The organism is Lutibacter holmesii (genome assembly GCF_042679665.1).
Taxonomy (GTDB): Bacteria; Bacteroidota; Bacteroidia; order Flavobacteriales; family Flavobacteriaceae; genus Lutibacter; species Lutibacter holmesii.
Map to the genome: position 1 here is coordinate 446,549 of NZ_JBHTMV010000004.1, position 25,792 is coordinate 472,340.

The 25,792-nt window shown below is 29.2% G+C and carries 22 protein-coding genes and 1 pseudogene; 1 reads left to right on the forward strand and 22 read right to left on the reverse strand.

What is annotated here, in order from left to right; genetic code table 11:
• Positions 1-15: 15 nt before the first annotated feature.
• On the reverse strand, positions 16-1,410 hold the full coding sequence (locus tag ACFQ5N_RS10265; RefSeq protein WP_386809410.1) for an undecaprenyl-phosphate glucose phosphotransferase: 1,395 nt from the start codon (positions 1,408-1,410) through the stop codon (positions 16-18).
• 684 nt (positions 1,411-2,094) lie between these two features.
• Between ACFQ5N_RS10265 and ACFQ5N_RS10270 the strand changes: the two genes are divergently transcribed.
• Complete coding sequence (locus ACFQ5N_RS10270; protein WP_386809411.1) at positions 2,095-2,403, forward strand: GIY-YIG nuclease family protein; 309 nt, start codon at positions 2,095-2,097, stop codon at positions 2,401-2,403.
• Between the two features lie 953 nt (positions 2,404-3,356).
• Here the strand turns inward: ACFQ5N_RS10270 and ACFQ5N_RS10275 are convergent.
• The 21 genes and pseudogenes from ACFQ5N_RS10275 to ACFQ5N_RS10375 form a co-directional block, all read right to left on the reverse strand.
• On the reverse strand, positions 3,357-4,769 hold the full coding sequence (locus tag ACFQ5N_RS10275; RefSeq protein WP_386809412.1) for a hypothetical protein: 1,413 nt from the start codon (positions 4,767-4,769) through the stop codon (positions 3,357-3,359).
• Positions 4,770-4,771: 2 nt separating this feature from the next.
• Positions 4,772-5,536 carry a glycosyltransferase family 2 protein gene (locus ACFQ5N_RS10280; protein WP_386809413.1) on the reverse strand — a complete coding sequence of 255 codons (765 nt, stop codon included), beginning with the start codon at positions 5,534-5,536 and terminating at the stop codon, positions 4,772-4,774.
• Positions 5,537-5,558: 22 nt separating this feature from the next.
• Positions 5,559-6,455: a glycosyltransferase family 2 protein gene (locus tag ACFQ5N_RS10285; protein WP_386809414.1), complete on the reverse strand. Its 897-nt coding sequence runs from the start codon at positions 6,453-6,455 to the stop codon at positions 5,559-5,561.
• Between the two features lie 22 nt (positions 6,456-6,477).
• Positions 6,478-7,017, reverse strand: a pseudogene (locus ACFQ5N_RS10290) (putative colanic acid biosynthesis acetyltransferase); the annotation flags it as partial.
• Positions 7,010-7,564 (reverse strand): putative colanic acid biosynthesis acetyltransferase, encoded by a 555-nt coding sequence (locus ACFQ5N_RS10295; protein WP_386809415.1) that lies wholly within the window; start codon positions 7,562-7,564, stop codon positions 7,010-7,012. The gene ACFQ5N_RS10295 and the pseudogene ACFQ5N_RS10290, both read right to left, overlap by 8 nt.
• Positions 7,565-7,577: 13 nt before the next feature.
• Positions 7,578-8,702, reverse strand: coding sequence for a glycosyltransferase (locus tag ACFQ5N_RS10300; RefSeq protein ID WP_386809416.1), 1,125 nt, complete (start codon positions 8,700-8,702; stop codon positions 7,578-7,580).
• 11 nt (positions 8,703-8,713) lie between these two features.
• Complete coding sequence (locus ACFQ5N_RS10305; RefSeq protein WP_386809417.1) at positions 8,714-9,769, reverse strand: acyltransferase family protein; 1,056 nt, start codon at positions 9,767-9,769, stop codon at positions 8,714-8,716.
• 10 nt (positions 9,770-9,779) lie between these two features.
• Positions 9,780-10,859 carry a glycosyltransferase gene (locus ACFQ5N_RS10310; protein ID WP_386809418.1) on the reverse strand — a complete coding sequence of 360 codons (1,080 nt, stop codon included), beginning with the start codon at positions 10,857-10,859 and terminating at the stop codon, positions 9,780-9,782.
• A gap of 8 nt (positions 10,860-10,867) precedes the next feature.
• The gene (locus ACFQ5N_RS10315; protein ID WP_386809419.1) at positions 10,868-12,226 is read right to left on the reverse strand and encodes a hypothetical protein; all 1,359 of its coding nucleotides are present in this window, start codon (positions 12,224-12,226) and stop codon (positions 10,868-10,870) included.
• Entirely contained in the window at positions 12,223-13,302 is a 1,080-nt protein-coding gene (locus ACFQ5N_RS10320; protein WP_386809420.1) for a hypothetical protein, read from the reverse strand. The genes ACFQ5N_RS10315 and ACFQ5N_RS10320 overlap by 4 nt, the downstream gene beginning before the upstream one ends.
• A 15-nt stretch (positions 13,303-13,317) precedes the next feature.
• Positions 13,318-14,181, reverse strand: a complete 864-nt coding sequence (locus ACFQ5N_RS10325) for a hypothetical protein (RefSeq protein ID WP_386809421.1) — start codon at positions 14,179-14,181, stop codon at positions 13,318-13,320.
• A gap of 355 nt (positions 14,182-14,536) precedes the next feature.
• Positions 14,537-15,202, reverse strand: a complete 666-nt coding sequence (locus ACFQ5N_RS10330) for a CatB-related O-acetyltransferase (protein ID WP_386809422.1) — start codon at positions 15,200-15,202, stop codon at positions 14,537-14,539.
• Complete coding sequence (locus tag ACFQ5N_RS10335) at positions 15,203-16,327, reverse strand: glycosyltransferase family 4 protein (protein ID WP_386809423.1); 1,125 nt, start codon at positions 16,325-16,327, stop codon at positions 15,203-15,205.
• A gap of 8 nt (positions 16,328-16,335) precedes the next feature.
• Positions 16,336-17,661, reverse strand: coding sequence for a lipopolysaccharide biosynthesis protein (locus ACFQ5N_RS10340; protein ID WP_386809424.1), 1,326 nt, complete (start codon positions 17,659-17,661; stop codon positions 16,336-16,338).
• A gap of 44 nt (positions 17,662-17,705) precedes the next feature.
• Complete coding sequence (locus ACFQ5N_RS10345; protein ID WP_386809425.1) at positions 17,706-18,653, reverse strand: hypothetical protein; 948 nt, start codon at positions 18,651-18,653, stop codon at positions 17,706-17,708.
• A 162-nt stretch (positions 18,654-18,815) separates the two neighbouring features.
• A complete protein-coding gene (locus ACFQ5N_RS10350; protein WP_386809426.1) occupies positions 18,816-19,748 on the reverse strand; it encodes an NAD-dependent epimerase/dehydratase family protein in 933 nt (310 codons plus the stop codon).
• Positions 19,749-19,759: 11 nt separating this feature from the next.
• A complete protein-coding gene (locus ACFQ5N_RS10355; RefSeq protein ID WP_386809427.1) occupies positions 19,760-20,482 on the reverse strand; it encodes an acylneuraminate cytidylyltransferase family protein in 723 nt (240 codons plus the stop codon).
• Positions 20,483-20,546: 64 nt separating this feature from the next.
• Positions 20,547-21,683, reverse strand: a complete 1,137-nt coding sequence (gene gmd / locus ACFQ5N_RS10360; protein WP_386809428.1) for a GDP-mannose 4,6-dehydratase — start codon at positions 21,681-21,683, stop codon at positions 20,547-20,549.
• Between the two features lie 45 nt (positions 21,684-21,728).
• On the reverse strand, positions 21,729-22,679 hold the full coding sequence (locus ACFQ5N_RS10365) for a GDP-L-fucose synthase family protein (RefSeq protein ID WP_386809429.1): 951 nt from the start codon (positions 22,677-22,679) through the stop codon (positions 21,729-21,731).
• A gap of 318 nt (positions 22,680-22,997) precedes the next feature.
• Complete coding sequence (locus tag ACFQ5N_RS10370) at positions 22,998-23,420, reverse strand: adenylyltransferase/cytidyltransferase family protein (protein ID WP_386809430.1); 423 nt, start codon at positions 23,418-23,420, stop codon at positions 22,998-23,000.
• 1,414 nt (positions 23,421-24,834) lie between these two features.
• Positions 24,835-25,770 carry a UDP-glucuronic acid decarboxylase family protein gene (locus ACFQ5N_RS10375; protein WP_386809431.1) on the reverse strand — a complete coding sequence of 312 codons (936 nt, stop codon included), beginning with the start codon at positions 25,768-25,770 and terminating at the stop codon, positions 24,835-24,837.
• Positions 25,771-25,792: the final 22 nt, after the last annotated feature.

Sequence of the window (25,792 nt, forward strand, 5' to 3'; positions counted from 1 at the left end):
TTATGAACAGTAAAACTAATAAGCGTTTTCTTCTTTCTTAAATAACATCGTCCAAATTGTTCTCAATATAATTTTAAGATCTAACATAAAACTCCAGTTTTCAATATACCAAATATCGGCCATTGCCCTATTTTTCATATCTTTCACTGTTTTAGTTTCTCCTCTAAACCCTAAAATTTGAGCCCAACCTGTAACTCCAGGTTTTGCAAAATGACGTACCATAAATTTATCAACCACTACTCTATATTCTTCAGTATGTTTTAACATATGTGGTCTTGGCCCAACCAAAGACATATTGTTCAAAAACACATTTACTACTTGTGGCAATTCATCTAAACTTGTTTTTCTTAAGAATGCGCCTACTTTAGTAATACGCGCATCATTTTTTGTAGCTTGCTTACTGTCCGAATCTCCATTGACTTCCATACTTCTAAATTTAAAACATTTAAAAGTTTGTCCGTCTCTACCTGTTCTGTCTTGTGCAAAAAACACAGGACCTTTACTCGTTAATTTAATAATAATAGCAATTATAGGAAATAACCAAGAAAAAATAAAAACAATCGCAAACCCAGAAAAAGCCACATCAAAACCACGTTTCATAATCCTATTCGTCAAACTTTGTAAAGGCTCTTCTCTAAATCTCATTACAGGAATATTTTCAATATATTCAATAGAAAATAATTGAGATAAATATTCTGAAAATTCAGGAATAACACGTACTCTTATTAAATTATTATCAGCAAACTCAAGTAATTCATTGATAAAATCGGCTTTTTTATTTGGTAAGGAAATTACAATCTCTTTTACCTCATTTTCCTCTAAAAACTGTTTGGCTTTACTCAAATCACCCTTTTTCAATTTACCCAATTTCCCTGATAATTCAGCATCTGTAAAAATAGCTTTGATATTGTACCCATATTTTGGATCTAAATACACTTTCTTTACAAATTTTTTAATGTGCGTATTATAACCAATCAACACCAACTCAGCAAAATTACTTCTATTCGTTTTTCTTCTCTTTTTATAAAAGAATAGAAAAATCGCCCTCCATACAAGCACTAATCCACTAAACAACAATAAGGTAGTTAGAAAAAAGATCCTTGAAAACTTATAATCAGTACTAAAGAAAACTATGGTGGCGCTTAGTACAATGAATGTTAATAACGCTTTTGCACTTTTTGAAAGTAATTTATCAATATATAATATACGTGGAATCTCATATAAATTAAATCGTAAAACCACTAATACCCATACAATTTCCCAAATCAAGAAAAGTGTATAATAAAAAGGATCTTCAGGCATAAAAACCCCAAATCGGATAAAATTTGAACTAAAAAAAGCCAATGATAATAATATCAAATCTACTACAAACGCAGCTAAAGGAATAACTTTTGATTTTGTTTGAAACATAGTAATAATTTATATGGTTCTAAAAAAATGAACATTTTTATAATAGATGGTATACAAACATACAACGTTTTTCTTTTTCAAAGCATCCAACATATTTATCTTTTTAATAGTACTGCAAATATATTGAATTATTTTTATATAAATCAAAACTTATAAATGTACTGCTTTATATAGAAACATATAGCTTTGTAAATGTTAATATTAATGTAAAATTAATTTTACACTTCAAATAAAAGAAGAGATTTTATGAAAGTTGAGGTTTTTCGATTCCGCTGAGCTGCACTAAAAATGACAAATAAAGAAAACGCTGTCATCTCGACTGGAACGCAGTGTAATGGAGAGATCTTATGAATTTTGAAGCTTTACAATTGGAACGTGAGATTTCTCAACTTCGCTAAAGCTACGTTCGAAATGACAAGATAGTGTTTGTCTTCTCGACTGGAATGCAATGAAATGGAGAGATCTTATGAATATTGAAAGTTTACAATGAATCATAAGAGATTTTTCGATTACGCTGCGCTGCACTCAAAATGATAAATAAAATTAATTTGACATCTCGACTGGAACGTAGTGTAATGGAGAGATTTTATGACTGTTGTAGCTTTACTATTGGAACGTGAGATTTCTCCACTCCGTAAACTCTGGTCAAATGACAAATTAAAAAATAATATTTAACTTTATTCTATGAAAAAGACTTTTGGAACACATAATTACTATGTGTATATAATTACTAACAAAAATAAAAGCACATTATACATTGGAGTCACTAATAATTTAAAGAATCGTTTAATTTATCATAATACACCTATTAAAAATTCAAAACATTTCTCTCATGTTTATAATTGTAAATACCTGATTTATTTTGAACACTTCAACATTATTAACGAGGCTATTTTGAGAGAAAAACAATTAAAAAAATGGAACAGAGCGAAAAAAGAAAACTTAATCAATCTTCAAAACCCAAATTGGAATTTCTTGAATAATGAAATATAAACTGTCATCTCGAATTGAACGCGGTGTAATGGAGATATCTTTTTTTTATTAAAATATGAGATTTCTCCACTACGTAAACTCCGGTCGAAATGACAAAATAGTGTTTGTCATCTAGACTGGAACGTAGTGTAATGGGAAATCTTTTGGATGTTGAAGCTTTACTATTAGAAAGTGAGATTTCTCAACTTCGCTATAGCTACGTTCGAAATGACAAATAAAAAAACGCTGTCATCTCGACTGGAACATAGTGTAATAGAGAGATATTTTGGATGTTGAAACTTTATAATTGGAACGTGAGATTTTACGATTCCGCTGCGCTGCACTCAAAATGACAAATATAATAACCTTGTCATCTCGACTGGAACATAGTGTAATAGAGAGATCTTTTGTATGTTGAAGCTTTACAATTGGAACGTGAGATTTTTCGATTCCGCTGCGCTGCACTCAAAATGACAAAAAAAATAACCTTGTCATCTCGACTGGAACGTAGTGTAATGGAGAGATCTTATAAATGTTGAAGCTTTACAATTGGAACGTGAGATTTTTCGATTCCGCTGCGCTGCACTCAAAATGACATAAAGAAAACGCTGTCATCTGGATGGGAACGTAGTGTAATGCAGAGATCTTTTGAATGTTGAAACTTTACAATTGGAACGTGAGATTTCTCAACTTCGCTATAGCTACGTTCGAAATGACAAGATAGTGTTTGTCATTTCGACTGGAACGTAGTGTAATGCAGAGATATTTTGGATGTTGAAACTTTATAATTGGAACGTGAGATTTCTCAACTTCGCTAAAGCTACGTTCGAAATGACAAGATAGTGTTTGTCATCTCGACTGGAACATAGTGTAATGGAGAGATCTTATGACTGTTGTAGGTTTTCAAATGGAACGTGAGATTTTTCGATTCCGCTGCGCTGCACTCAAAATGACAAATAAATCTGGACGTTAGTTTAAAATTCTAAACGTTTATAAATCTTTAAAAAACCACCAACATTATCTGGCAACCGATTTCCTAAATCAAAAGAAGTACCAAATTCAACACCTATAGGCCAATTTAATAGTGAAGAAATATCAAACTCTGCGAAACCCGAAAATTGTCTTGGAGTGGTTTCAAACTCTTCATCAAACCAAGCATAATAATGTACATAGCTAAACAACATCTTATAAGCTACCTTTTCTTGAATAAACCCTTTTGTACCAATATTAAATGCTAGTAAACGATTGTAACTTAAATCAGGGCCTGTTACTACTCCTTCTTCATTTACTTCAGTAATAATATAGGGTGTACCAATGGTTCTTCCAAAATAAGACCACCCCGAATTGTATTGTGCATTCTTAAAATATCGATCTCGTCCTCTTTTTGGAACATCCACTCCGTTTTCATCCAAATAATGGGTCTCTGAACCACTCGCATTTTTCGTATAAGTTACCTCTGTTACCAAATGACTTACCAAACCTTTAGGATTCTTTAATTCTATCGCCAAACCGTACAAAGCATCAGGCCAATTCTGTAGTTCTCTTCCTGATTTATCTTCAAAAGGATGTGACCAATAAAAATCCCAATTGAATTGGTCTCCTAAGTGGTGTAATTGAATGCTATAATTCCCCATATGATTCCCCAAGGCATTTAGTTTATCTGTACTCGTAACATCACTTGCACTTCTTGCTTTACCCAATACCATTCTAATATAAGCATTAAAATCATATATTAATTCTCCATGAACAGGATTAGTACCTGCCCATTGAGCCCAATCATCTAATCCCACACTAAAACTAAACTTTTCAGAAGTCTTAAACTTAAAATGTAAACTCTTGTTATGCGCATGCGCCCCATCTACAATACGGTCATCATTCATCAAATATTCAGCATAATTTGCTTTTATGGAAAACCAATCTTTCCAAAACCCTACACTTACAAAACCGTTGGTTTCAAAATTTATACCTGGCATAGCCCTTGAATTGGTAGATTTTAAGAAATTACCATTGGATGACGATAAACCTTCCCATTGTACTGCATCATATTTATTTCCAACAGTTAATAATATCCCTTTATAACGGACACTTGCATACAACTCATTTACAAATACTGAATTCTCCGTTGCCAAATAGCCTGTAAATGATCCTTTATAAGCAATATCCCAATCATTTTCATTTTGCTTAAATCCCTTTCCAATATAGGCATTCAAAGATCCATAATCACTTGTAGGAATAGCACCATATTTATTTGCGGTTAACCAAAAGGGAAGTGTTTTAGCCGTTGAAGCTCCTGTATTTAACTCAACTCCTACTACTACATTTTTATCTTGTGCATATACACTAAAAACGCACAACCAAAAACACCCAATTTTAAACAAAATTTTCATAATCAACCTTTAATTTTTATCAATTTAGGCAACAGATATTGTGGTATTTTACGTCCGATTTTACATACCAATGTAACATATCCTAATAATTGATGCTTTTTAATAATTACTAAATCTTCTGAAGATTTTTTCTTTTGCAAGGCAGTTGTAGTGCTTTTACCACCCAAACGCATTTTAACCACCCAAGTGTTTAAAAAATGCTTTTTAATGGCTGTTTCTTTAAACCAACGCAATGAAATTTCATAATCACTAGCAATCGTATAACCTTCATCATACAACCCATACATATCAAAAACACTACGCTTTACATAAATAGTTGTATGTAAAGGAATCCAACCAAAATTTAAATAGCGCCTTTTATAAGGTTTTGATGCATATGTGCGCTTTACCACTGAAATATCTTCTTTGTCTACATACATGCCATTCGCGTACACCAAATCTGCCTTAGATTCTTGAAATGCTTTCACCACCTTTTGAATAGAATCATTATCATAATACATATCATCAGAATGTAAAATACCAATAATATCTCCTGTTGCTTGTTCAATTCCTCTATTTAAGGCATCATACAATCCGTTATCTTTTTTAGAAATATAATAACCTAGTTGGGCTTTATAAGGTTCAATTTTTTTTTGTGTTCCGTCCGTTGAACCACCATCAATTATAATATGCTCAATAGATGGATAACTTTGGTTTAAAACAGATTGAATACAACTTTCAATACAATCTTGATTGTTATAAACAATGGTAATAACAGATACTTTCATTTATAAATAATTTTCTATATACTTAATCAATTTTATAAGTTTTCTTTATATAATTAATAATAGCTTGATCATCATTTTTATATATTTTTTGTAATTCGTAAATTTTAGCATCAACCAAAAAACGATACCAAAAGCCCTGTAATACATGCCATACAAAACCAGATTTACCATCTAAAAAACCTAATTTAAAAAAATAGCGATATGAAAAATAAATGAAAGGTCTAACAAATAAGGGGAATTTCAAATATGCTAATTTTAAATACCTTTTTCTTTGTTCTCCTGTTCCAAAAAAATTAGGGTCTACACTATTTTCAGAAAAAATACAATATTTAGTATCCAATAAATCAACCATTTCTCTAGTTGCATAACTATTATGTTTTTCAGTCCACCAAGTTAAATCATTTAAGTTTTCATCAACTTGAACAATATCTAATTTCGTAGTATCACCTTCAACTAATTTAATATGTTCATCCATCCATCGATTTTCGCAAAAACCTCTTTTATGCTTCCAAATTTTTAAATGCCAAACAGGAAACCAACCTCCATGCAATAATGGCTTACCCATAAAAACTATTTTTCGTTTAATATAAACCCCCGTTATATCATTTTCTAAATTCGTTAATGTTTTTTTTAAATCAATGGTTGTATTTAACTCATAATATTCATCAGCATCTATCCTCCATACCCATTCGGATTTAATTCCACAATTATCTAGAGCCCAATTAAACTGAGTCGCATAATTTTTCCATGGATTTTGAAATGTTTTAACTCCTAAATTTTGTGCTATTTCAATTGTCCTATCGGTACTGTATGAATCAACAATAATAATCTCAGTTACACTTTCTTTAAGAGAATTAATGCAACGTTCAATATGTTGTTCTTCATTAAACGTTAAAATAATAGCCGTAATTGTTGTCAAAATAATTTTATTTTTTAAATTCTCTTTTTTTTATAAACTGTGCTGGATTACCACCAATAATACTCCCTTTTTCAACATTTTTAACTACTAATGATTTTGCTCCAATTACCGAAAATTCTCCAATTTCAACGCCAGGTAATATATATACTCCAGTAGAAATCCAACAACCATCACGAATAAGAATTGGTTTTGTTACTAAATCAAATGATAAGCTATTCACATCATGACTTCCAGTAATAAGATAAACGTCATTCCCAATACAACATTTTTCTCCTATTGTTATTTTATCCAAACAATAAGTCCATGAATTATGTCCTAAACTAGACAAATGACCCATTGTTAAATTCCAAGGATGATCTATTTTAGCAGTCCTATTAATATTAACCGTACTGCTTAACTTAGCTCCAAACAATTTAAGCATCAAAATTCTTGGCTTTTTTACCTGATTTGGAAACAATTTGAAAATAGTTACATTAACTATTTTCCATATATGACTTTTAATCTTTTCTTTAAAACTAAAAGGAGTTGTTTGGACTGGTTGGTATAGAAAATTTTTATCCATTAATTATTCTTTCTTTTAAAAAAACTGAAGGATTACCTCCAACAACAGTCCAATCTTTAACATTTTTAAAAACTGAAGAAGTAGCCCCCACAACAGCTCCTTCTCCAATGGTTACACCTGGACCTATAAATGAATTCGCAGCCACCCAAACTTGATTATTAATATGAATAGGCTTTAATATTAAATTATTTTTAGGGTCTGTAATATCATGAGTAGAAGCACATAGATAACTTTTTTGAGATATGGTCGTATTATCTCCTATAATAATTTCACCTTGATTATAACAATCTACATTTTGTCCTAAGCAAGTGTACTCACCAACAACTAAATTCCAGGGTGCCCATATTTTAACACTCGCATGAATTATTGTTCCTTTCCCAACCTTAGCACCAAACATTTTTAATACAAAATTACGCCAACTATTAAAAATAAATAATCCATAAGGTCTAAATAAAAACCAATATGTACAATTCCATAGTAATCTTCCAATTTTATTTTTGAAGCTAAAACTATGGCTGTAATTTGATAAATCAATTTTATTTTCCATTAACAAGCTACTTTTATTTACTAATACAACTATTATAAAAACTAAACATCGCTTTGGTTACGCTTTCAACTGTGTACTTCATTTTAATTAATTCTTTTCCATTTTCTCCCATCTCTTGTAATAATTCATTATCTAATTCTATTACTTCTTCTAACGTACTCACCAAATTTGACACTGATAAATCTACCCACCAACCACAATGATGCGTCTGTAATTCTTTCCAAGGTGTTCCAGTTGTGGTAATCACAGGTAAACCAATATGCAATGCCTCTGCTATTACAATGCCAAAATTTTCGCTATACGATGGTAAAATAAATACATCTGATTTACCATACAACTCCCATTTTTTATTACCATACAACGGACCCACAAAATTAAATTGATCTGTCAACGATAAATCTTTTGTTAATTTCTTCAGTTCATTTATATATCCTTCCTCTCCGTTGCCAGCTATAGTGATTCTTAAATATTTATTATCTAGTTTAGAAACAGCTTTTATCAATAGGTCAATTCCTTTTTTAGGATGTACCCTAGACAAAAATAATAAATTCTTTATCTTTCCTTCTTTATTAATCTTCCATTTTTTTTGTGGAATTACATTAGTATCAATACCGTTAGGAATAACAATTGAAGGATTATGATATCCTAAACTCTGTATCTGCTCTAATTCTGATAAGGCCGTAGCATGAATAGCATCAACTTTTTGTAAAGACTGTTTTTGATATAAAAAAAGTGCAATTTTTTTCTTTAATGAATTTCTATTTAAAATATAGGGCTCTAACATACCATGAGGAGACAAAATAACCTTTATATTTAATGATTTAGCTGCTTTTTGAAATAATGAATTTTCATAATTCCACAAACCATTTATATGAATAATGTCTGGTTTTTCTAATTTTAGAATAGAAATATAGGACTTTAATAAACCTTTAACTCTTACCCTATGAAAAGGGGTTAACCCCAAACTCTCAAACAATTTCAATTTAACTCCATGAATTTCCACAGGGTTATCACTACGCCCAGAAATTATTATTTGATTTATGTTAAATTTAGCTAATCCTTCAGCGACTATCTTCATATAAGCTGTAGTCCCTCCACCTGTTTTATCAATTGATGCTATAAAATGTATTACTTTCATATTAATTTTATTTAAACTCTTCCTCCTACAAAGTTTGAATACATTTTTGGAAGATATTTCCTAAGAAACATCCCAATTAAAACTGCAAACATTACAAAAATTATAGGGGATAAAATATAGGATATTAAATAACCCAATGATGTTTTCCCGACAAACAATACTATAAGTTTCCTTATAATATTAATAAATGGCTCATGTATTAAATAAATAAAAAAGGTAAATTGACAAACTAAATCAATAAAGGGGAACTTTTTTAAAACAAATTTTGGACCAATCAAAGCATCATACAAATACCATACCCCTATTGAGCCAAAAACAATTAATAATTCATCAAAATATTTCAGGTAAATATCAGGTAAAACATCTATAATATAACTAACAAATAAATAACCAATAAAAATAAGATAACCCCATTTTACTTTTTTAAATATAATTTTACTTTTACTAATTGAAATCCCTCCTCCAATAGAAAACCAACCAATAGAAGACAATAAAGAAATTGGATAAATTTCAACATTAAGTAAAATCATAAAAAACAATATTAGAATACCTAACCATTTAAGGTTTTTAATCATTATATAAATTAATGGACTTATAATAATAATAAGAATTAAATCCCTTAAAAACCATAGATGAAAAGCTATAGGTGAGTTACCATCATCCATCATCCAAAAAATATTTTTTATAAAACTAAGTAATGGTTTATCAAATAAACTTAAAAAATCCCAATTAATATAGTTCGATGCCCCTGGTAACGACTGTATTCCTGCAAAAGTTAAAACAAATAATAAACAACTATATATATAAGGTAGAAAAATAGATGTAAATCTTTTTTTTATTTTAACCCTAATTACATATAAACCTATTTCTGTTTTTAAAAAATAAAGGTACCCAGATATCATAAAAAAAACAGGTACCGCCAAACGACCAATTTTATTACTTACTAAGTCCTGTATAAAAGAGTTCAAATAAAACCCCTGTACTTTAAATCCAGAATGAATATAAAGTACAAAAACTATTAATATTAATGAAAGTAATTTTATTTTATCACTGAGGTATTGGTTCATCTAAATAAATTTATTTACCTAATGAATTTAATGAATTTAATGAATTTTCAATCATATTGGCCATTGTTAAATTTTCCCTAACATATTTACATGCATTAATACTCATTTCTTTTATATCCTCTTCTTTCATAGAGATTAAATTATTGATACACTCTTCAATATTTGAAAAAATTAATGAGTTAAATCTATGAATCAAATAGGTATATTCTACACATTGCAAAGTCTGATCGCTCCTTTTAAAAGTAACCACAGGCTTTCCGTAAGCTAGAGCCTCTACAATTGATAAACCGACCCAACCAGGTTGTATATATAAGTCAGCAATTGTAAATAAATCATCTTTTAATTTTTTATCATAAACTGTTCCAAAATCATATACATTTGTATAAATTGAAAAATCTGGTTTGTAATCACCAGAACCAATTATAATAAAACCCCATTTACTTTTATCTAACCTATTTATAACCTCTTCTAACAAATCAATTCGCCTATATGGACTATTAAACCTAGCACAAAAAATAAAACATTTCTCTTGCTTAATATTATATTTATTCTTTAACTCTTTTATTGAGCAAAAATGATTTAAATTTAAAATTTCCTCAATATTAGATATAGTATTATTTAAAGCTGTAATTTTTTTATTTGGAAAAACATCTGTCCACATTTCTTCTTCCTTTTTTGTGTACACCCATATGGCATCTGCTAAATAAATCATAACTTTTAATAAAATACTAGGCATTTTCTCTTCCTTCAAATATCGTTTTACCGAAATCCCTTGCCCCCAAAGTATAATCTTCTTTTTATGAAAAGGTTTTAAAAATAATAATAACCAAGTTGAAATATGACCAAAATGTAACATTAAAACTAATTTGTTACAATCTTTTTTTAGAAAAGGTAATAAACTATAAACTAAAAAAGGTCCTAAAGAATAGTTTTTGATATAGTGCCCTTTAAAAGTAGATTTTTTAAAATTATCTTTTAAAACACTTTCATCAGAATTATAACAATATACTTTAATAGGAGATGTTTCAAACATACCTTCGAAAAAAGCTTCTCTATAATGCGGTATATGTGGCTGTAAAATTGCAATCATTACCTAAATTATTGTTGATTAATATAAGAATCAACTTCAAATCCATAAATTCTTCTTTTTCCTTCATGTATCGAATCAAAAGCTACAGTTTTACCACTTCTTTTCCATCTAGGATGAAGGTCACAATGCAAACCACTTCGATAAAATGCCATTTTTTCTACTGAGAAAGATTTTAATACTGACTGTTCAACATCTTCCAATGTATTTTTTATTTTATCAATATCAGGTTTTTCAAATATCATTTTATACCTCCCTAACAATACCTTCTTTTGTGTACTATATTGAAACAAATATAATTCTCTAATTCCCTCGTTATTAGGATAGGTATCATTAATTAACCAATCCCTATTTGATGGACAAAACATAGGATGACCATCCTCTAATAATACCCCTTTACCTAAAAATGTTTGTTCTACCTGATCTGAATCAGAAAATAATAACCAATCAAATGGGGAGGCTTTTTTTATATTCACATCCTCCATTAGTTTATCTTTTTTCAAAAGTTTCTTAACAACTTCTTTTATACCTCGCATCAATACTGGAGGAATCATTCTTATAATTGGGTTACTTCTCAACTTTTCTATTCCTGTTCCTACTCTACCCCAAATTGCGACATGTCCATCATCTTTCCAGTCGAAATGACTTAAAAAACCAGTGGCCAAACACCTTAAGTTTTCTCCATTAATGTCAACTGTCATCAATCTTGTTGTTTCTCCTCCATCGTTTAATTTACATCGATGTAAAAAAGCAATCCTCGTTTGAGATGGATTTAAAACTAAATGAGTAATATAATGATGTTTACCTAGATTTTCTCTTGCCTTAAAGTTTGCAACATCATAAATTGACAAAATTAATTCATTCTCTTTTGTAAAAATATTATGCTTAATAATACCAGAATTCATAGGAGCATGAACTTTACTATTGACATCTAATATCCCAGTATAACCATAACCTCCAACCCTATGTAATCTAGAATAATCCAAACCAAATGCCCAACCATTATTTGTAACAACATGGCTAGTAAAATTAATTGAATCTATAAGTTCATTTTTATCTGTGTCATAAACATCAGTCCCCCAAACTTCACCAACTTTATTATTAACTATAAGTACATTCGTATCTCCAATCCACTGTTGTCTCGCCCCTTGAGGGTAATTATAAGCATTTGTTTTTCCTAATTCTATAAACTCTCCTTTTTCAATATATCCAATTGTACATGGAGTATCAATACTTGGAGGTGATTTAATATTGTTAATTTTTAAAGTAGCTAATTTTGTTTCATCATTATTCCAAGCAATTAAATCATGAAATCCAAAAAAATAATTTGAATTATCGTTTGGACTAATACTAAATTCTTGATTACTCATAATATATAATTTTCAATGTTTGTTAGATATTTTTTCCATATTGATTCTGAAAATGTTTCTTGTAATAATAATGAATGATTAGAATATCCAAACAGTTCATTATATGATTTCTCACTAATTTCTTTTAATAAATTACTTAAAGAGTTTATTTCATAATTACTGTAAAAATATTTAAACTTTTTTAATTCATTATAAGAAAATGTAGATATGACAATTCTATTATATGAAAATGACTCCAACACTTTGGAAGGAAAATTATTCATGTTCTTATCAAATTTAGGATTTCTTAAGTTTAAACTAAAAGGGATCTCTCTTAATAATTCTAAATATTTCTCATAACTTAGTAAGCCTAAATAAAATATATTTGGACATGTAGAAATTTCTTGTTCTTGATCTTTAGTTAAACTCCCAGTAATAAACAATTTAAATTCTTGAGGTAAATTTGAAAATGTCTTAATAGCTAATGACCAGCCAGTAGATTCTTCTAACCTACCCGACAATAGAAACTTTGTATCAATAGGATTCTTTATTTCTATATTATTAATTTTACTCAGAGGAACAATTCCAGCTAAATTTACCATGTTTTTATTACTAAATTCGTTTCTACATGATAAAGAAATAATACCGGATATCTTTTTTTCAATAAAACTTTTTATAAACCTTTGTAAAGAAAATTTATTATTAGAAGGTGTATAATCCGCCAAAATTATAAATATTTCCCTTCCATAAATATACTTAAGAATTAAACAGGATAATAAATTATGAGGAGTAATGTTATAATACCAAATATTTTTTGCTTTTTTTGCTTTTTTTGCCAGAATGATACTTTCTATAAAGGAATTTAAAAATTTAAAAATTCCTTTATGGGATTTAAACCTTCTGGATTGCACATAATTTACAAAATTATCTTTTTCATTTTCGATTTTCTTTACAACATTAATTGGCACTAACGAAATAACATTATTAAAACAATTCGTATCTATCAAATTAAAGCAGAAATTGTTTGCCGCTTGTGATACCTTTAATTCTGAAGTAAGCTTTTTAGGCACTACTTGACATATAAATAATCTATCCATATCATTTAATTCTAATTACATCTTATAAAAAATTCGGTTAAGAAAAGTCTTCATCTCATTATTAGTAAAATTTCTAAAAGTCTGATTTAAACACAAGCCTAAAGCTAAAAAAGTTGAAATGTTCGATAAATTAAAACTAACTTGAGCCTCAATAAAAAGGAAAAACAATCGAAAACTTATATAAACACCTAAAAATTTACAAAGTAAGTTATTAGACTTGTAGATGGCTAATTTTGACGCAAAATAATGCAACAACACAATTACTAATACAAACACTAAACCACCTCTTAACAAATACTCTAAAATCCCTACCTCAGACCCTAAACGACCATTTTTAAGATTACTTCCATCAAAAATATCCTTTAAAAAAGTATCATGATAGCCTGCTGCAGAAATTCCGAAAATTAAATTATTTTCTTTTGTAACACCGTTCCAAGCATCAAGATATACCCCAGTTCTAGAATCATTCACCATTGATATATCTAAATTATCTTTTCCTTTTATTGAATATTCAGTTTTATACTCATCAAAAAAAACAAATATATTTAATCCAAAAAATGATAAAGTAACTAAAAAAAATGGTAGAAATAACAAAAAAACTCTTATTTTTTTAAGATATTTCAAAGTATTTAAATTTTTAAATATTGCTAAGAAAAATAAAATACTTATAAAACCAAAGTTTAAAATATTTGATCTAGATTTTAAATCATAAAATATAGAAATAAAACAAATTACTATTATTATTATTTTCCATTTTTTTTTAAAAAAAGGAACAAACAGTAAAATTAAATAGAGAAATGATACATAGTGAGTAAAATCATTCATCCCAAATTTCCCTGAAAAATATTTTAACACAGATAATGGTAATGAAATTAACAAAAAACTTTTAATAAAAATAAAAGCAAGATCTAATTTAGCGCAAAGTAAACTAAATAATGGTAAAAATATTGATGGAAAAAAAACTGTAACTACATATCTATCTTGTTCATAAGAAGATGAAATAAAAAAACTATAAACTAAAATAACAATTCCATAAATAATATAAAAAAACAACAATTGTCTTTTATCGGATAATTTCAATTCATATTTACGTAGAATAATAAAAATCAAAAAAATACTTAAAATATTTAAAATAAAGGATGAAATAGTTGCAGATGTTTGTGAATTAAAAATAGTATCAGTAACCCCAGACAATGAGATTAATAAAACAATAATTTTTACTATATTCTTTAAACTAATCATTGAAAAATGTATTAACCTCTAAAAATTTATCTTTATTTTTTTTGATTATATTTAAATCCCAATCCCACCACTTAATAGATTCTAATTTTTTAATTTTTTCTGAATTAAACCTATGCTTTATAAATTTAGCGGGAGTTCCTCCAACAATTTCATAAGGGCCAACATTTTTGGTTACAACAGCATTTGCAGCAATAATAGCTCCATTCCCTACCTTTACTCCATCAACAATAATAACGTTTGTTCCTATCCAAACATCACTACCTATATATATGTCTTTATACTCTTCAAAATCATTTCTTTTTTTAGGAAAAAAACTCCACTCCCTTTTATTACTGTAAAATACTGGATGAGTAGATATTAAATTTGTAGGGTGAATGCCTAAACCAATTCTGCAGTCGGCGGCTATACTAGTAAAATGACCAATTTTCGCATTTTTAATAGAAGTACTTCCCCCAACATATGTAAAATTACCAATAGACACATTAAATAATCTAGCAAATGGAAAGATATGATTCTCTAAAGAAAAAACACAATCTTCTGCTTTTGCTAAATAACCAAATTTCAAAGTTTTATTCTTTTTTTTAAGTTTATACCTTAATAATAACCACTGAAACCATTTAGTCATTGGATTAACAGCTATTAATTTAAAAATTTCCATTTATTTTATTTTTAATAAGAAATTATTATATCTATTACCATATCCTTTCCAAGATAGTTCTTGTGCAATATTTTTAGAATAAGAACGTTTCCCTTTTTGAGTTTCGGACAACTTTAATGCTTGATTAATACAAGTGATTAATGTATCAATCGTCAATTCAGGCATTTCTATAATCCATTTAGGATCATCAATGTACTCTTTAAGATCACGACCTCCAGTAAACTTAGAGCAAACTATAGGAAGACCACATACAACCGCTTGTAATTGTACTAAAGCTAAACCTTCCTCTCTTGATGGTAAAACAAATATCTTTGACTTTTTATAATAATTAATTAGTTCTTTCTGATCGACAGAATCAATATGTTTCATATTATCACTTACTGGAAAACTCATATCTACAATTGGTCCTACATGTAAAAATTTTACAACATTCATTCTATTTATTGCCTCCGTAATAAAATCACAACCTTTGCGATGACACCATTGTCCAACCATAATAATATCATAAACATCTTCATCATCTTCTAATTTTGTAGCATTGAATTCTGACAAATTTACACCATAAGGATTAACAAATATTTTCTGAATACTAGTATTGTTTTTTACAAAACTCTGTAAAACATGGTTAGAGGCAATAGAAATATAATCGGCTAATTCGTATCCTGCTAAATCTCTTTTCATAAACATATTCGGCATAGGATTTTTACCCTTTAATGCTGGATTTCCTTTAAGTACTTTTACCTGTTCTATAACATGACTTGTTCCTCGTTCCAAAATAACAGTAGCGTTATACTTTTTTTTTACGTATTTCAAAACATAAACATGCATCGGACTTAATCCAATAAAAACATCACAAGGTTTCATAATCCAAGCCGTAATAATATCAAAACAATAATGATATAAAAAAAGTACCCAATGAGCACGATTTGTAATTTTCAAAAGGACCAAAAAAGGTAATGCTAAAATAAAATAAGACTTACTACATTTTCTTTTCAACCCATATTTTAAAGCTCTATTAGTAGGGACATAAGAATAAAAATTAACTTCATGACCATGCTTTTCTAATTCTATGGCCAAATCCATAACATGAGAGCGTCCACCTGAAGAGGCTATATTTATTTTCATATTGTATATTATTTTCTTCTTAAAAAATATTTGTTATTACCTAATATTTCTTTAAAATCATTAATTCCATTTAAAATTAATTCCTTATTCATTTTTAAACCTATTAATTTACAAGCATTTGGAAATATTAAAAATGCCATCATTACATCTAACAAAAGACTCCCAAAAGCTACACCATTCAAGTTAAAATACTTCCCTAAAATAAATGAAATAATTACAGATATCAAGGCTGAAATAGCCCCGATTTTCACTAAGAAAAAGGGTTTATTCAAAGCTCTATAAACCATTCCTGATGTCCACCAAAATGAATTAAACAATATGCTTATTATAAAAATATTCCACATAATGATAGGAACTACTAATTCATTTTTTGTCCAGATCTCATAAAACCACAACCCGAAGACAGAAAGAAATAAAACACCAATAATTGCAATTACGAAAACAACAAATATAGATATTCTAAAGAGTTTTTGAGCTTTTTGAATATTACCTTGTGCATACTCATATTGAAATTCAGGAAAGACACTATTATTAACAATACTAAATAACTGATTTATTGTTCTACTTAAAGTTCTTACTGTATTAAAAATAACAACTCCTGCCGGTCCTATCACTATTCTAACAACTAGTGTGCTTCCTTGAAAAAATAAAGCCTGCCAAATTGGAGATAATAAATACCCCATACCAATTTTTGTAATATCTTTTATATATACATATTTTAACTTACCTTTAAATTCTTTCTTTAAACCAAGAATATTTGTTCCTCTTAAAGCATAATAAATATTAAAAATAAGTGTCATAATAAGTTGAGAAAAAGCAAATGGAATTACACCGTAACCAAGTTCTAAAACTAATAAACCTGCAATAATATTAAGAAAAGCTAATATTGTTATTAAATTTATACTGATGGTTGCTTTTCTGGCAGCAATAAAATAAGCACCAAAAAGTTGATTGTAAAAATTAATAAATCTGGCCAATGTTAAAATAGATACGGCCCAAATTGCGTCATCTTTCTTTATTAATAATCCATCAAATACTTCATAATACTCTAATAAAAATAAAACAAAACAACTTATTATAATTGCGAATAAAATTGTAAAACTAATAATAACTAAACCTGTTTTAAAAATATCTGCTGCTTTTTGTTTTGAGCCATTAAGATATTGCAACACAAAACTATTTGCAGCCGCAGTACCAAAACCAAAATCAGAAAAAGCTAGCATAGTTGGTATTATAGTTAATGTTAACCATTCTCCATAATAATCAACCCCCCATGCAGAAATAAAAAAAGGAACCAAAAATAACTGTTCTAAAACTCGAATTCCTTTTTGCAATCCTGTAGCAAATCCATTTTTTATAATATTTATTTTAAGTGAAGTCAGATTACAAATTGTTTAGGTTCAGGAAGCTGAATAACTCCAATTTTTTTTAATGCCTTTTTAGATAATAACGCATATAATCTCCCATAATTATTATTTAATTCTTTTGCTGTATAACATTCAACTTTAATTTGAGGATCAATTATTTTAGCCCATACCATAGCCGTACTGTTATAACCAATTATATTAGTAACCATCCTAGTAAGAACAACTTCTTCCGCACAAATCCTTTCCTCTAAAGGAATTGTATTTCCATCTACAATAATTTCTTTATTTTTCGAAGTAGCCACATATTTCTCAATATTCAAGGATTTTACCATTTTATCTAAATCAAAACCAAAACCTGAAATAAGCAAAGGTCGTTTTACTCCGTCACTAAAACATAGCTGTAAAACTTCTTTATTTTTATTATAAATTATAGGAATACTTATTTTCTTTGTCTCTTTAACAAATGAATTTTTCATATGGTTGAAAAATGGAAAATAACAAATATCTGGTTTATGCAAAAGTGCATATACATAAGCAAACGGAATGGTTAACCACGATTTTAGATTTTTACCTCTAAATGCAACTCGATATAAAATAGGCCCAAAAGTATCTGGAATCACTTCAGTTAAATGCACCGTTATCGGTCTACTATCATAAATCAAACTCCATAAATTCCGATATCTAATATAAGGAGCTATTGCAATGTCTTTTTTAGATAATTGCCCCATTGCAATTTTAAAAGATGAAAACAACTTATTTTTATCTTTCTCAATACAAAATTGTAAACTTATTTCATTTGTCAATAATTCATCAAATATACTTTTCATTGATTGCTTATCATTTCTAGCGTTCTCTAGAAAAAAAACTTTTACTGTAGACAATTTATTTTTATACTCCATCAATGGAGAATAAACTTCAAGCCAATCAGAATACTTGTCAATAAAAATTATACACTTCATATTAATTCCTTTTGTTACTATATTTTATTCTAAAGAGCTTTAAACCGAGAATAACGACTAATCCATTTCATTTAAACCTCAGAGATACCATTTTCCACCAACCAATTTGCATAATGAAAATCGTCCTCAACATTTAATTCTATACCTTCCGTTTTTGAAGCATTAACGATTTAAGTTAGCATAATAATTTATCATTTTCTTCATACCATCTTTAAATATTGAATTAGCAGTCCATCCCAAGTCATTATATATTTTACTTGAATCACCATAAATCCCATTTTGATCACCTGGAGTACCACTACCATACTCAACAGAAATATCATATGGTAAATTTAATTTAATCGTATTTATTATTCTTTCAACAGTTACTTTTTCACCATTAGATACATTATAAAAATCATAAATATCTCCTTTTTTTCTACCAATCGATAAAATAACAGCCTCCACTACATCATCAATATAAACAAAATCCCTAAAACGGTCTTTAGCCCCCTTAACAAAAATATGATTATCTTTTAAGGCTTGAGCTAAAAAAATACTTGCCATACCTTGTTTTAAATTGTCTAAATTTTGGCCAATTCCATATACATTAAATAACCTTAATGCAGTGGTCTTTATACCAAAACCTGAGTAAATTCTCATATAATGTTCACTTGCCATTTTTCCAATTGCATAAAAAGATTTTGGCTTCGTAAAACTTAACTCATCGACATATGGGTCTTCATGATCTCCATAAACGGACATTGAGCTAGCGTATATAAACTCCTTGCAACCAGTCTTTTTTGCAAAATCTAACAACATCACAGTAGACTGTGTATTTGTCTTTAAATCGTAAACAGGATCTTCAAAACTAACTTCACCTGAGCTTTGACCAGCAAAATGAATAATTATGTCAAACTTATACTCAACAAGTTTATCAATTATACTTACATCATATACGTTACCTTCTATAAATTCACAACCTTCTGGAATTACTTCTCTTTTACCAGTAGATAAATTATCTATAGTAACAACTTCATTTCCTTCAGATAATAACTTCTTCGCTATAGCAGACCCAATAAAACCTGCAGCACCTGTTACTAAAATTTTTTTCATAATCATAAAAATTATACTGTAGCAATATTGTGTTTAATTAACCACTTTTGACTTCTTTCTATATCTTCTAAAGTATGAACATCAAATGCCTCATCAATTTCATAATGTTTAACTTTATCTCCCATAAATCTCCAGGGTTGCTGACCAATATTCCTTTTTATTGTATTCAAATTTAACACCCAGAAATTATGACATAAAAAGTAACATGGCTCAAGATCTTGTCGATTTGTACTTATATTTACTCCACTGAAATCAAAAAAAGGGGTTAAATTACCATCTTCACCTATTTTTTTCGCTCTATAAGGATGATGATCCATTTCACGATAAACTGGCACACATGCAGTCAAGCTCTCATCTTTTAAAAGAGCATCTATACAACCATTTATCCATTCCTCTTTAATAGTCACTGTATTTGCTAATAAAACAACAAGAATATCAGGAATGGTCTGGTTATCAGACATAACCTTAAGAGCGTGATCAATAACATCAATATGTTGTGCAGTAGATGATGCTAATTCTGCTGGTCTATCTATAACCTCGAATTCATAATCAGAAGCTGCTTTCAAAATTTTATCACAATCACTACTCACCCAATATGAGTCAATATAATCCGATTTTTTTGACGCTATGCAAGGATAAGACAGCAATGGTTTCCCCAAAACGTCATAAACATTTTTATCCTTCATTGTATTATTTCCTCTTCCTGTTAGAAGAGCTGCTATCTTTTTTTTCATTTTTATAATAATATTACAATTAATCAAATGTCATTCACAGTGATTATATATAAATTCTAACAGATTACTCAGCTTGTTTCAAAATTTCATGACCTGCTTTTAATAAATCTACATCCTTTTTCATTAAAGCAACATCGCCTTGCATCATATCCTTAACTAAAGAAGATAAATCATGTTCAGGTACCCATCCTAATTTTTCTTTTGCTTTTGTAGGGTCTCCAATTAATAAATCTACTTCGGTTGGACGGAAATAAGAAGGGTCTACAGACAATACTTCTTTCCCAATTTCTATTTGATAATCTTTATGATTACAAGCAGTCACAAAAGCTTTCTCATCTACTCCCTCTCCTTTAAATTCTAATTCAATCCCTACTTCTCCAAAAGCCATACGCACAAAATCACGTACTGTAGTAGTAACACCAGTAGCAATTACCCAATCTTCAGCCTTGCCTGCCTGTAAAATCATCCACATCATACGCACATAATCTTTGGCATGTCCCCAATCTCGTTTGGCTTCTAAATTCCCTAAAAACACTTTTTCTTGTAATCCTAAGGCAATTTTAGCTACCGCACGTGTAATTTTACGCGTCACAAAAGTTTCCCCTCTTCTTGGAGATTCATGATTGAATAAGATTCCGTTACAAGCATACATATCATATGCTTCACGATAATTCTTTGTAATCCAAAACCCATAAATCTTCGCAACTCCATAAGGAGAACGTGGGTAAAATGGAGAATTTTCATCATAAAAACCTCTTTCATTTTTATTCTCAGGCATCCCGCCATATAACTCTGAAGTAGAAGCTTGATAAATTCTTGTTTTCTTTTCTAAGCCTAAAATTCGAACTGCCTCTAAAATTCTTAAGGTACCCAATCCATCAACATTCCCTACATACTCAGGCGTATCAAAAGAAACAGCTACGTGTGACATAGCTCCTAAGTTATAAATCTCATCAGGCTGTGCTTCTTGAATAATACGAGTTAAATTCATAGAGTCTGTTAAATCTCCATAATGTAACTTTAAGCGCTGATCAGGATCGTGCGGATCTTGGTATAAATGATCTATCCTATCGGTATTAAATAAAGAAGATCTTCTTTTAATTCCATGTACAATATATCCTTTTTCTAATAATAACTCTGCTAGGTAAGATCCATCTTGTCCCGTAATTCCAGTAATTAATGCTACCTTTTGATTTTTCATATTTATATTGTTAGTTGTTCGATATCCGTTGTACGACTATCGGTTTTACATCTTTACTTTTTTTATGTGGTCTACATTTTTTAAAAACCACTGATACGTTTTTGAAACCCCTTCTTCCAAATCTACTTGATGCTTCCAGCCTAAGTCATGCATTTTTGAAACATCCATTAATTTTCGTGGTGTTCCGTCGGGCTTTGAACTATCCCAAATAATCTCTCCTTTATGCCCTACGGTACGCTGAATTGTTTCTGCCAATTCTTTAATACTTAAATCAACCCCTGTACCAATATTATATAGATGGTCAGGTAAGGTATTTTCTAAAGCAAACACCACAGACTCTGCCATATCATTTACAAACAAAAACTCACGCATAGGAGTTCCTGACCCCCATAATTTCACAGGAGTGTGCCCATTTATTTTTCCTTCATGAAATTTACGTAGCATTGCTGGCAACACATGTGAAGTTTCTAAATCAAAATTATCATGCGTTCCATATAAATTTGTAGGCATTAAGCTTACATAGTCTAAGCCATATTGTTTTCGAATAGCTTCACAAGCTTTTACACCTGAAATTTTTGCTACCGCATACCACTCATTCGTAGGTTCTAATTCTCCAGTTAATAAAGAAGCTTCTTTTAATGGTTGCGAAGCTAAACGAGGATAAATACAAGAACTTCCTAAAAAAATAAACTTTTTAATTCCTAACTCAAAAGCACCGTTGATTAAGTTGTTTTGAATTAACATATTCTCCATAATAAACTGATAAGGATAGGTATTATTTGCTAAAATACCTCCAACCCTTGCAGCGGCATCAATCACCACTTCAATTTTTTCATACTCCAAAAAATCAGAAACAGCTTTCTGTTTTCTTAAATCTAATTCTGCACTTGTACGTCCAATTAAATTGGTATAACCTTTCTCACTTAAACTTCTCCAAATAGCAGAACCCACCATACCACGATGCCCTGCAATAAATATTTTTGATTCTTTGTTCATTTTTAAATCTACGAGTAAATAATTTCAATAAACGCCTAACAATAATTAAGTGTTATACTTCTTTTTCGATGCGCAATATACAAAAATTAACAAATTTTTAAGTAAGTATTTTTAGATAATTTTTAAAACAGAAATGAATTAAAAAAAAGGTTAATTATAATAAACTATTAATATTAACAAATCGAAGATTTGTTAATAAAACCTTTCATCTAACTTAAAACAGCATACATGTATAAAACACTTCGACAAGCTAGCAAAACAATATAAAATACATCGTCAGTATGAGCTTGTCGAAAACTTTACTAAGTAAATTTATAATTACTTTTTCTTTCCTTCTTTAACAGCAATTTCTTTACGTAAACCGCTACTTGAAAAACGATGGTCTCGACCATTATAATACAGTTCAATTCCTTTTTCAATACAATAAGCTTTTCCTGTAAAATCTTTGAATTCATATTCATCACCAACAATACGCACATCAAGCTTAAAAGATTTTAAAATATCTTCTAAATCTTGTTCCATTGTATAAGGTACAATTTCATCAACAAACTTACACCCTTTTAATTGGATATAACGTTCTACCACTGTTTGGATTGGCTTGTTTTTTTCAGGTCTATTAATTGAAGGATCTGTTTGTAATCCACAAATTAAATAATCACATTGACTTTTTGCTTCTTCCAACATTTTAATATGACCTGCGTGTAACAAATCAAATGTACTAAAGGTAATTCCTATTCTCATTCTTTATTTTTTTTAACGATTATGAATACAGTTTTAAGCTTTTTAATAAACTAAAATCAAATATAATCTTTACAATTCAATTTTCATATAAATATTTATTTTTTGAATTTAAACTTTTCTTTTTTTAATAAAAACTATCAATAAAACTTTTAGTAATTCTACTACTTCGCTCAATGATCAATAAAGTAACCGATTGGGTTTATTATTATGAAACCTTTATTGACTTTTCCATTGATGAATAGAACAATAACAATTCAGTTTATTACGCTTAATAATATTCCACCTCCAAACCATCACTTCGACTCCGCTCAGTGACCAATTCAATATTAGCCGTATATAGTTTAAAACTTAATTTTCATTTATAAATTTACACTTTTAGACTCTTAAACCTATAAACTATTCTACTCAAGACCAACTATAGATTCTGAATTACCACCTAGATTCCGCTCAATAACCAATATAAAATATCCGATTGGGTTTATTCTTTTAAAACATTCATTAACTTTTCCATTGATGAAAAGTTACAAAAATCTAGGCTTACGATAAAAGCGTTAAATTTATGGGTCATAGGCTAAATTTTAAGAACTCGTATGTAGAAATTTCAAAAGTAGATGATTACACCAACTCAAACAGCTTAAAATTTTACGCCTATTTCTCTGCAAATTTCAAACGCTTTTCTCGATAGGCCGATTACCAGTTCAAAGTTTAATTTTAGTTGTTAATTTAAACCTCTAAACTCTTCAACCTTTAAACTATTAGACTTGTAACCTTCCAACTCAATACCAACTCATAGATTCTCAATTACCTCCTAGATTTCATTAAATAACCAATACAAACTAACATTTTATAAAAACAACGGCCTACTTTTCATTTCTGTATGAATACAAGAAATTTGAAACGGCAAGCATTCAAAGAACGAAGTGGTCTAAATGCGAAAGTGAAGCATTTGACGTATTCAAAGAAATTAAAATAAGCCTAGATTTTTGGTTCTTTTCATCTAAGGAAAAGAACAATAACAATTTAGGAATTTCTGATGACTCCTAGTTGTTAATAATATTTCACCTTCCAATCATCACTTCGACTCCACTCAGTGACCGATATGACTTCAACTATTCAACCTTTAAACTCCAAACCAACTCAGAAACACTGAACCATCACTTCGACTCCGCTCAGTGACCCTTTCACGATAGGTCGCATATAGTTTAAAACTTAATTTTCATTCATGAATTTACACATTTAAACTCTTAAACCTTTGAACCTATAAAACATAACACCTTTCAACATCACCAAACAATACAAAAAAACTCAATAAAAAAGCTTATCACTTTCAAATTGAGTTTTTATACTTAATTTATTTATTTCAAGTAATTGTTGATGCTATATTTATCTTAATAATTTAGCACTAACGCTTAACTTAAAGCAACGATTCAAAGTATGTAATTGTTTTACCAAGACCTTCTCTTAATTCAATCTTAGGCTCCCAACCATTTAATTTTTCTTTTGCCAAAGAAATATCTGGTTGACGTTGCTTAGGATCATCTTGAGGCAATGGCATATGTATAATCTTAGATTTTGAATTTGTTAAAGAAATAACCTCTTGCGCTAATTCTAACATCGTAAATTCATGTGGATTTCCTAGGTTTACAGGCCCTAAAAATGATGGATCTGATCCCATCATACGAACCATACCTTCAACTAAATCATCTACATATTGAAAAGAACGTGTTTGCATACCATCTCCAAAAATAGTAATGTCTTCTCCTTTTAATGCTTGCACAATAAAATTAGAAACAACTCTTCCATCTGAAGGGTTCATATGAGGGCCATAGGTATTAAAAATTCTAATAATTTTAATCGCAACATTATTTTGAATATGATAATCCATAAACAACGTTTCAGCACAACGTTTTCCTTCATCATAACAAGAACGAATTCCTATAGGATTTACATGTCCCCAATAACTCTCTGGTTGCGGATGTACTGCAGGATCTCCATACACCTCACTAGTACTAGCTTGTAAAACTTTAGCTCCTACACGCTTAGCTAATCCTAAGGTATTAATAGCACCCATGACAGATGTTTTAATTGTTTTTATAGGATTGTGTTGATAATGCACTGGAGAAGCAGGACAGGCCAAATTATAAATCTCATCCACTTCAGCATAGTACGACTCTGTTATATCATGACGCACCATTTCAAAATATGGATTATCTAATAACTTTATAACATTACTTTTTGCTCCTGTAAAATAATTATCTAAGCAAATCACTTCATTACCTTCATTCAACAAACGTTCACATAAATGAGAACCTACAAAACCAGCACCTCCTGTAATTAATATTTTCTTCATATTACTTTTACTATTTAATTAT

What these genes read in the sequence shown, in the direction of transcription:
- gmd (WP_386809428.1), bottom strand. Translation starts at nt 21,683, where the DNA reads ATGAAAAATCAAAAGGTAGCATTAATTACTGGAATTACGGGACAAGAT.
- ACFQ5N_RS10320 (WP_386809420.1), bottom strand. Translation starts at nt 13,302, where the DNA reads ATGGATAGATTATTTATATGTCAAGTAGTGCCTAAAAAGCTTACTTCA.
- ACFQ5N_RS10275 (WP_386809412.1), bottom strand. Translation starts at nt 4,769, where the DNA reads ATGAAAATTTTGTTTAAAATTGGGTGTTTTTGGTTGTGCGTTTTTAGT.
- ACFQ5N_RS10310 (WP_386809418.1), bottom strand. Translation starts at nt 10,859, where the DNA reads ATGATTGCAATTTTACAGCCACATATACCGCATTATAGAGAAGCTTTT.
- ACFQ5N_RS10270 (WP_386809411.1), top strand. Translation starts at nt 2,095, where the DNA reads ATGAAAAAGACTTTTGGAACACATAATTACTATGTGTATATAATTACT.
- ACFQ5N_RS10335 (WP_386809423.1), bottom strand. Translation starts at nt 16,327, where the DNA reads ATGAAAATAAATATAGCCTCTTCAGGTGGACGCTCTCATGTTATGGAT.
- ACFQ5N_RS10300 (WP_386809416.1), bottom strand. Translation starts at nt 8,702, where the DNA reads ATGAAAGTAATACATTTTATAGCATCAATTGATAAAACAGGTGGAGGG.
- ACFQ5N_RS10370 (WP_386809430.1), bottom strand. Translation starts at nt 23,420, where the DNA reads ATGAGAATAGGAATTACCTTTAGTACATTTGATTTGTTACACGCAGGT.
- ACFQ5N_RS10305 (WP_386809417.1), bottom strand. Translation starts at nt 9,769, where the DNA reads ATGAACCAATACCTCAGTGATAAAATAAAATTACTTTCATTAATATTA.
- ACFQ5N_RS10375 (WP_386809431.1), bottom strand. Translation starts at nt 25,770, where the DNA reads ATGAAGAAAATATTAATTACAGGAGGTGCTGGTTTTGTAGGTTCTCAT.
- ACFQ5N_RS10355 (WP_386809427.1), bottom strand. Translation starts at nt 20,482, where the DNA reads ATGAAAAAAAAGATAGCAGCTCTTCTAACAGGAAGAGGAAATAATACA.
- ACFQ5N_RS10315 (WP_386809419.1), bottom strand. Translation starts at nt 12,226, where the DNA reads ATGAGTAATCAAGAATTTAGTATTAGTCCAAACGATAATTCAAATTAT.
- ACFQ5N_RS10345 (WP_386809425.1), bottom strand. Translation starts at nt 18,653, where the DNA reads ATGAAGTGTATAATTTTTATTGACAAGTATTCTGATTGGCTTGAAGTT.
- ACFQ5N_RS10350 (WP_386809426.1), bottom strand. Translation starts at nt 19,748, where the DNA reads ATGAAAAAAATTTTAGTAACAGGTGCTGCAGGTTTTATTGGGTCTGCT.
- ACFQ5N_RS10295 (WP_386809415.1), bottom strand. Translation starts at nt 7,564, where the DNA reads ATGGAAAATAAAATTGATTTATCAAATTACAGCCATAGTTTTAGCTTC.
- ACFQ5N_RS10330 (WP_386809422.1), bottom strand. Translation starts at nt 15,202, where the DNA reads ATGGAAATTTTTAAATTAATAGCTGTTAATCCAATGACTAAATGGTTT.
- ACFQ5N_RS10265 (WP_386809410.1), bottom strand. Translation starts at nt 1,410, where the DNA reads ATGTTTCAAACAAAATCAAAAGTTATTCCTTTAGCTGCGTTTGTAGTA.
- ACFQ5N_RS10280 (WP_386809413.1), bottom strand. Translation starts at nt 5,536, where the DNA reads ATGAAAGTATCTGTTATTACCATTGTTTATAACAATCAAGATTGTATT.
- ACFQ5N_RS10365 (WP_386809429.1), bottom strand. Translation starts at nt 22,679, where the DNA reads ATGAACAAAGAATCAAAAATATTTATTGCAGGGCATCGTGGTATGGTG.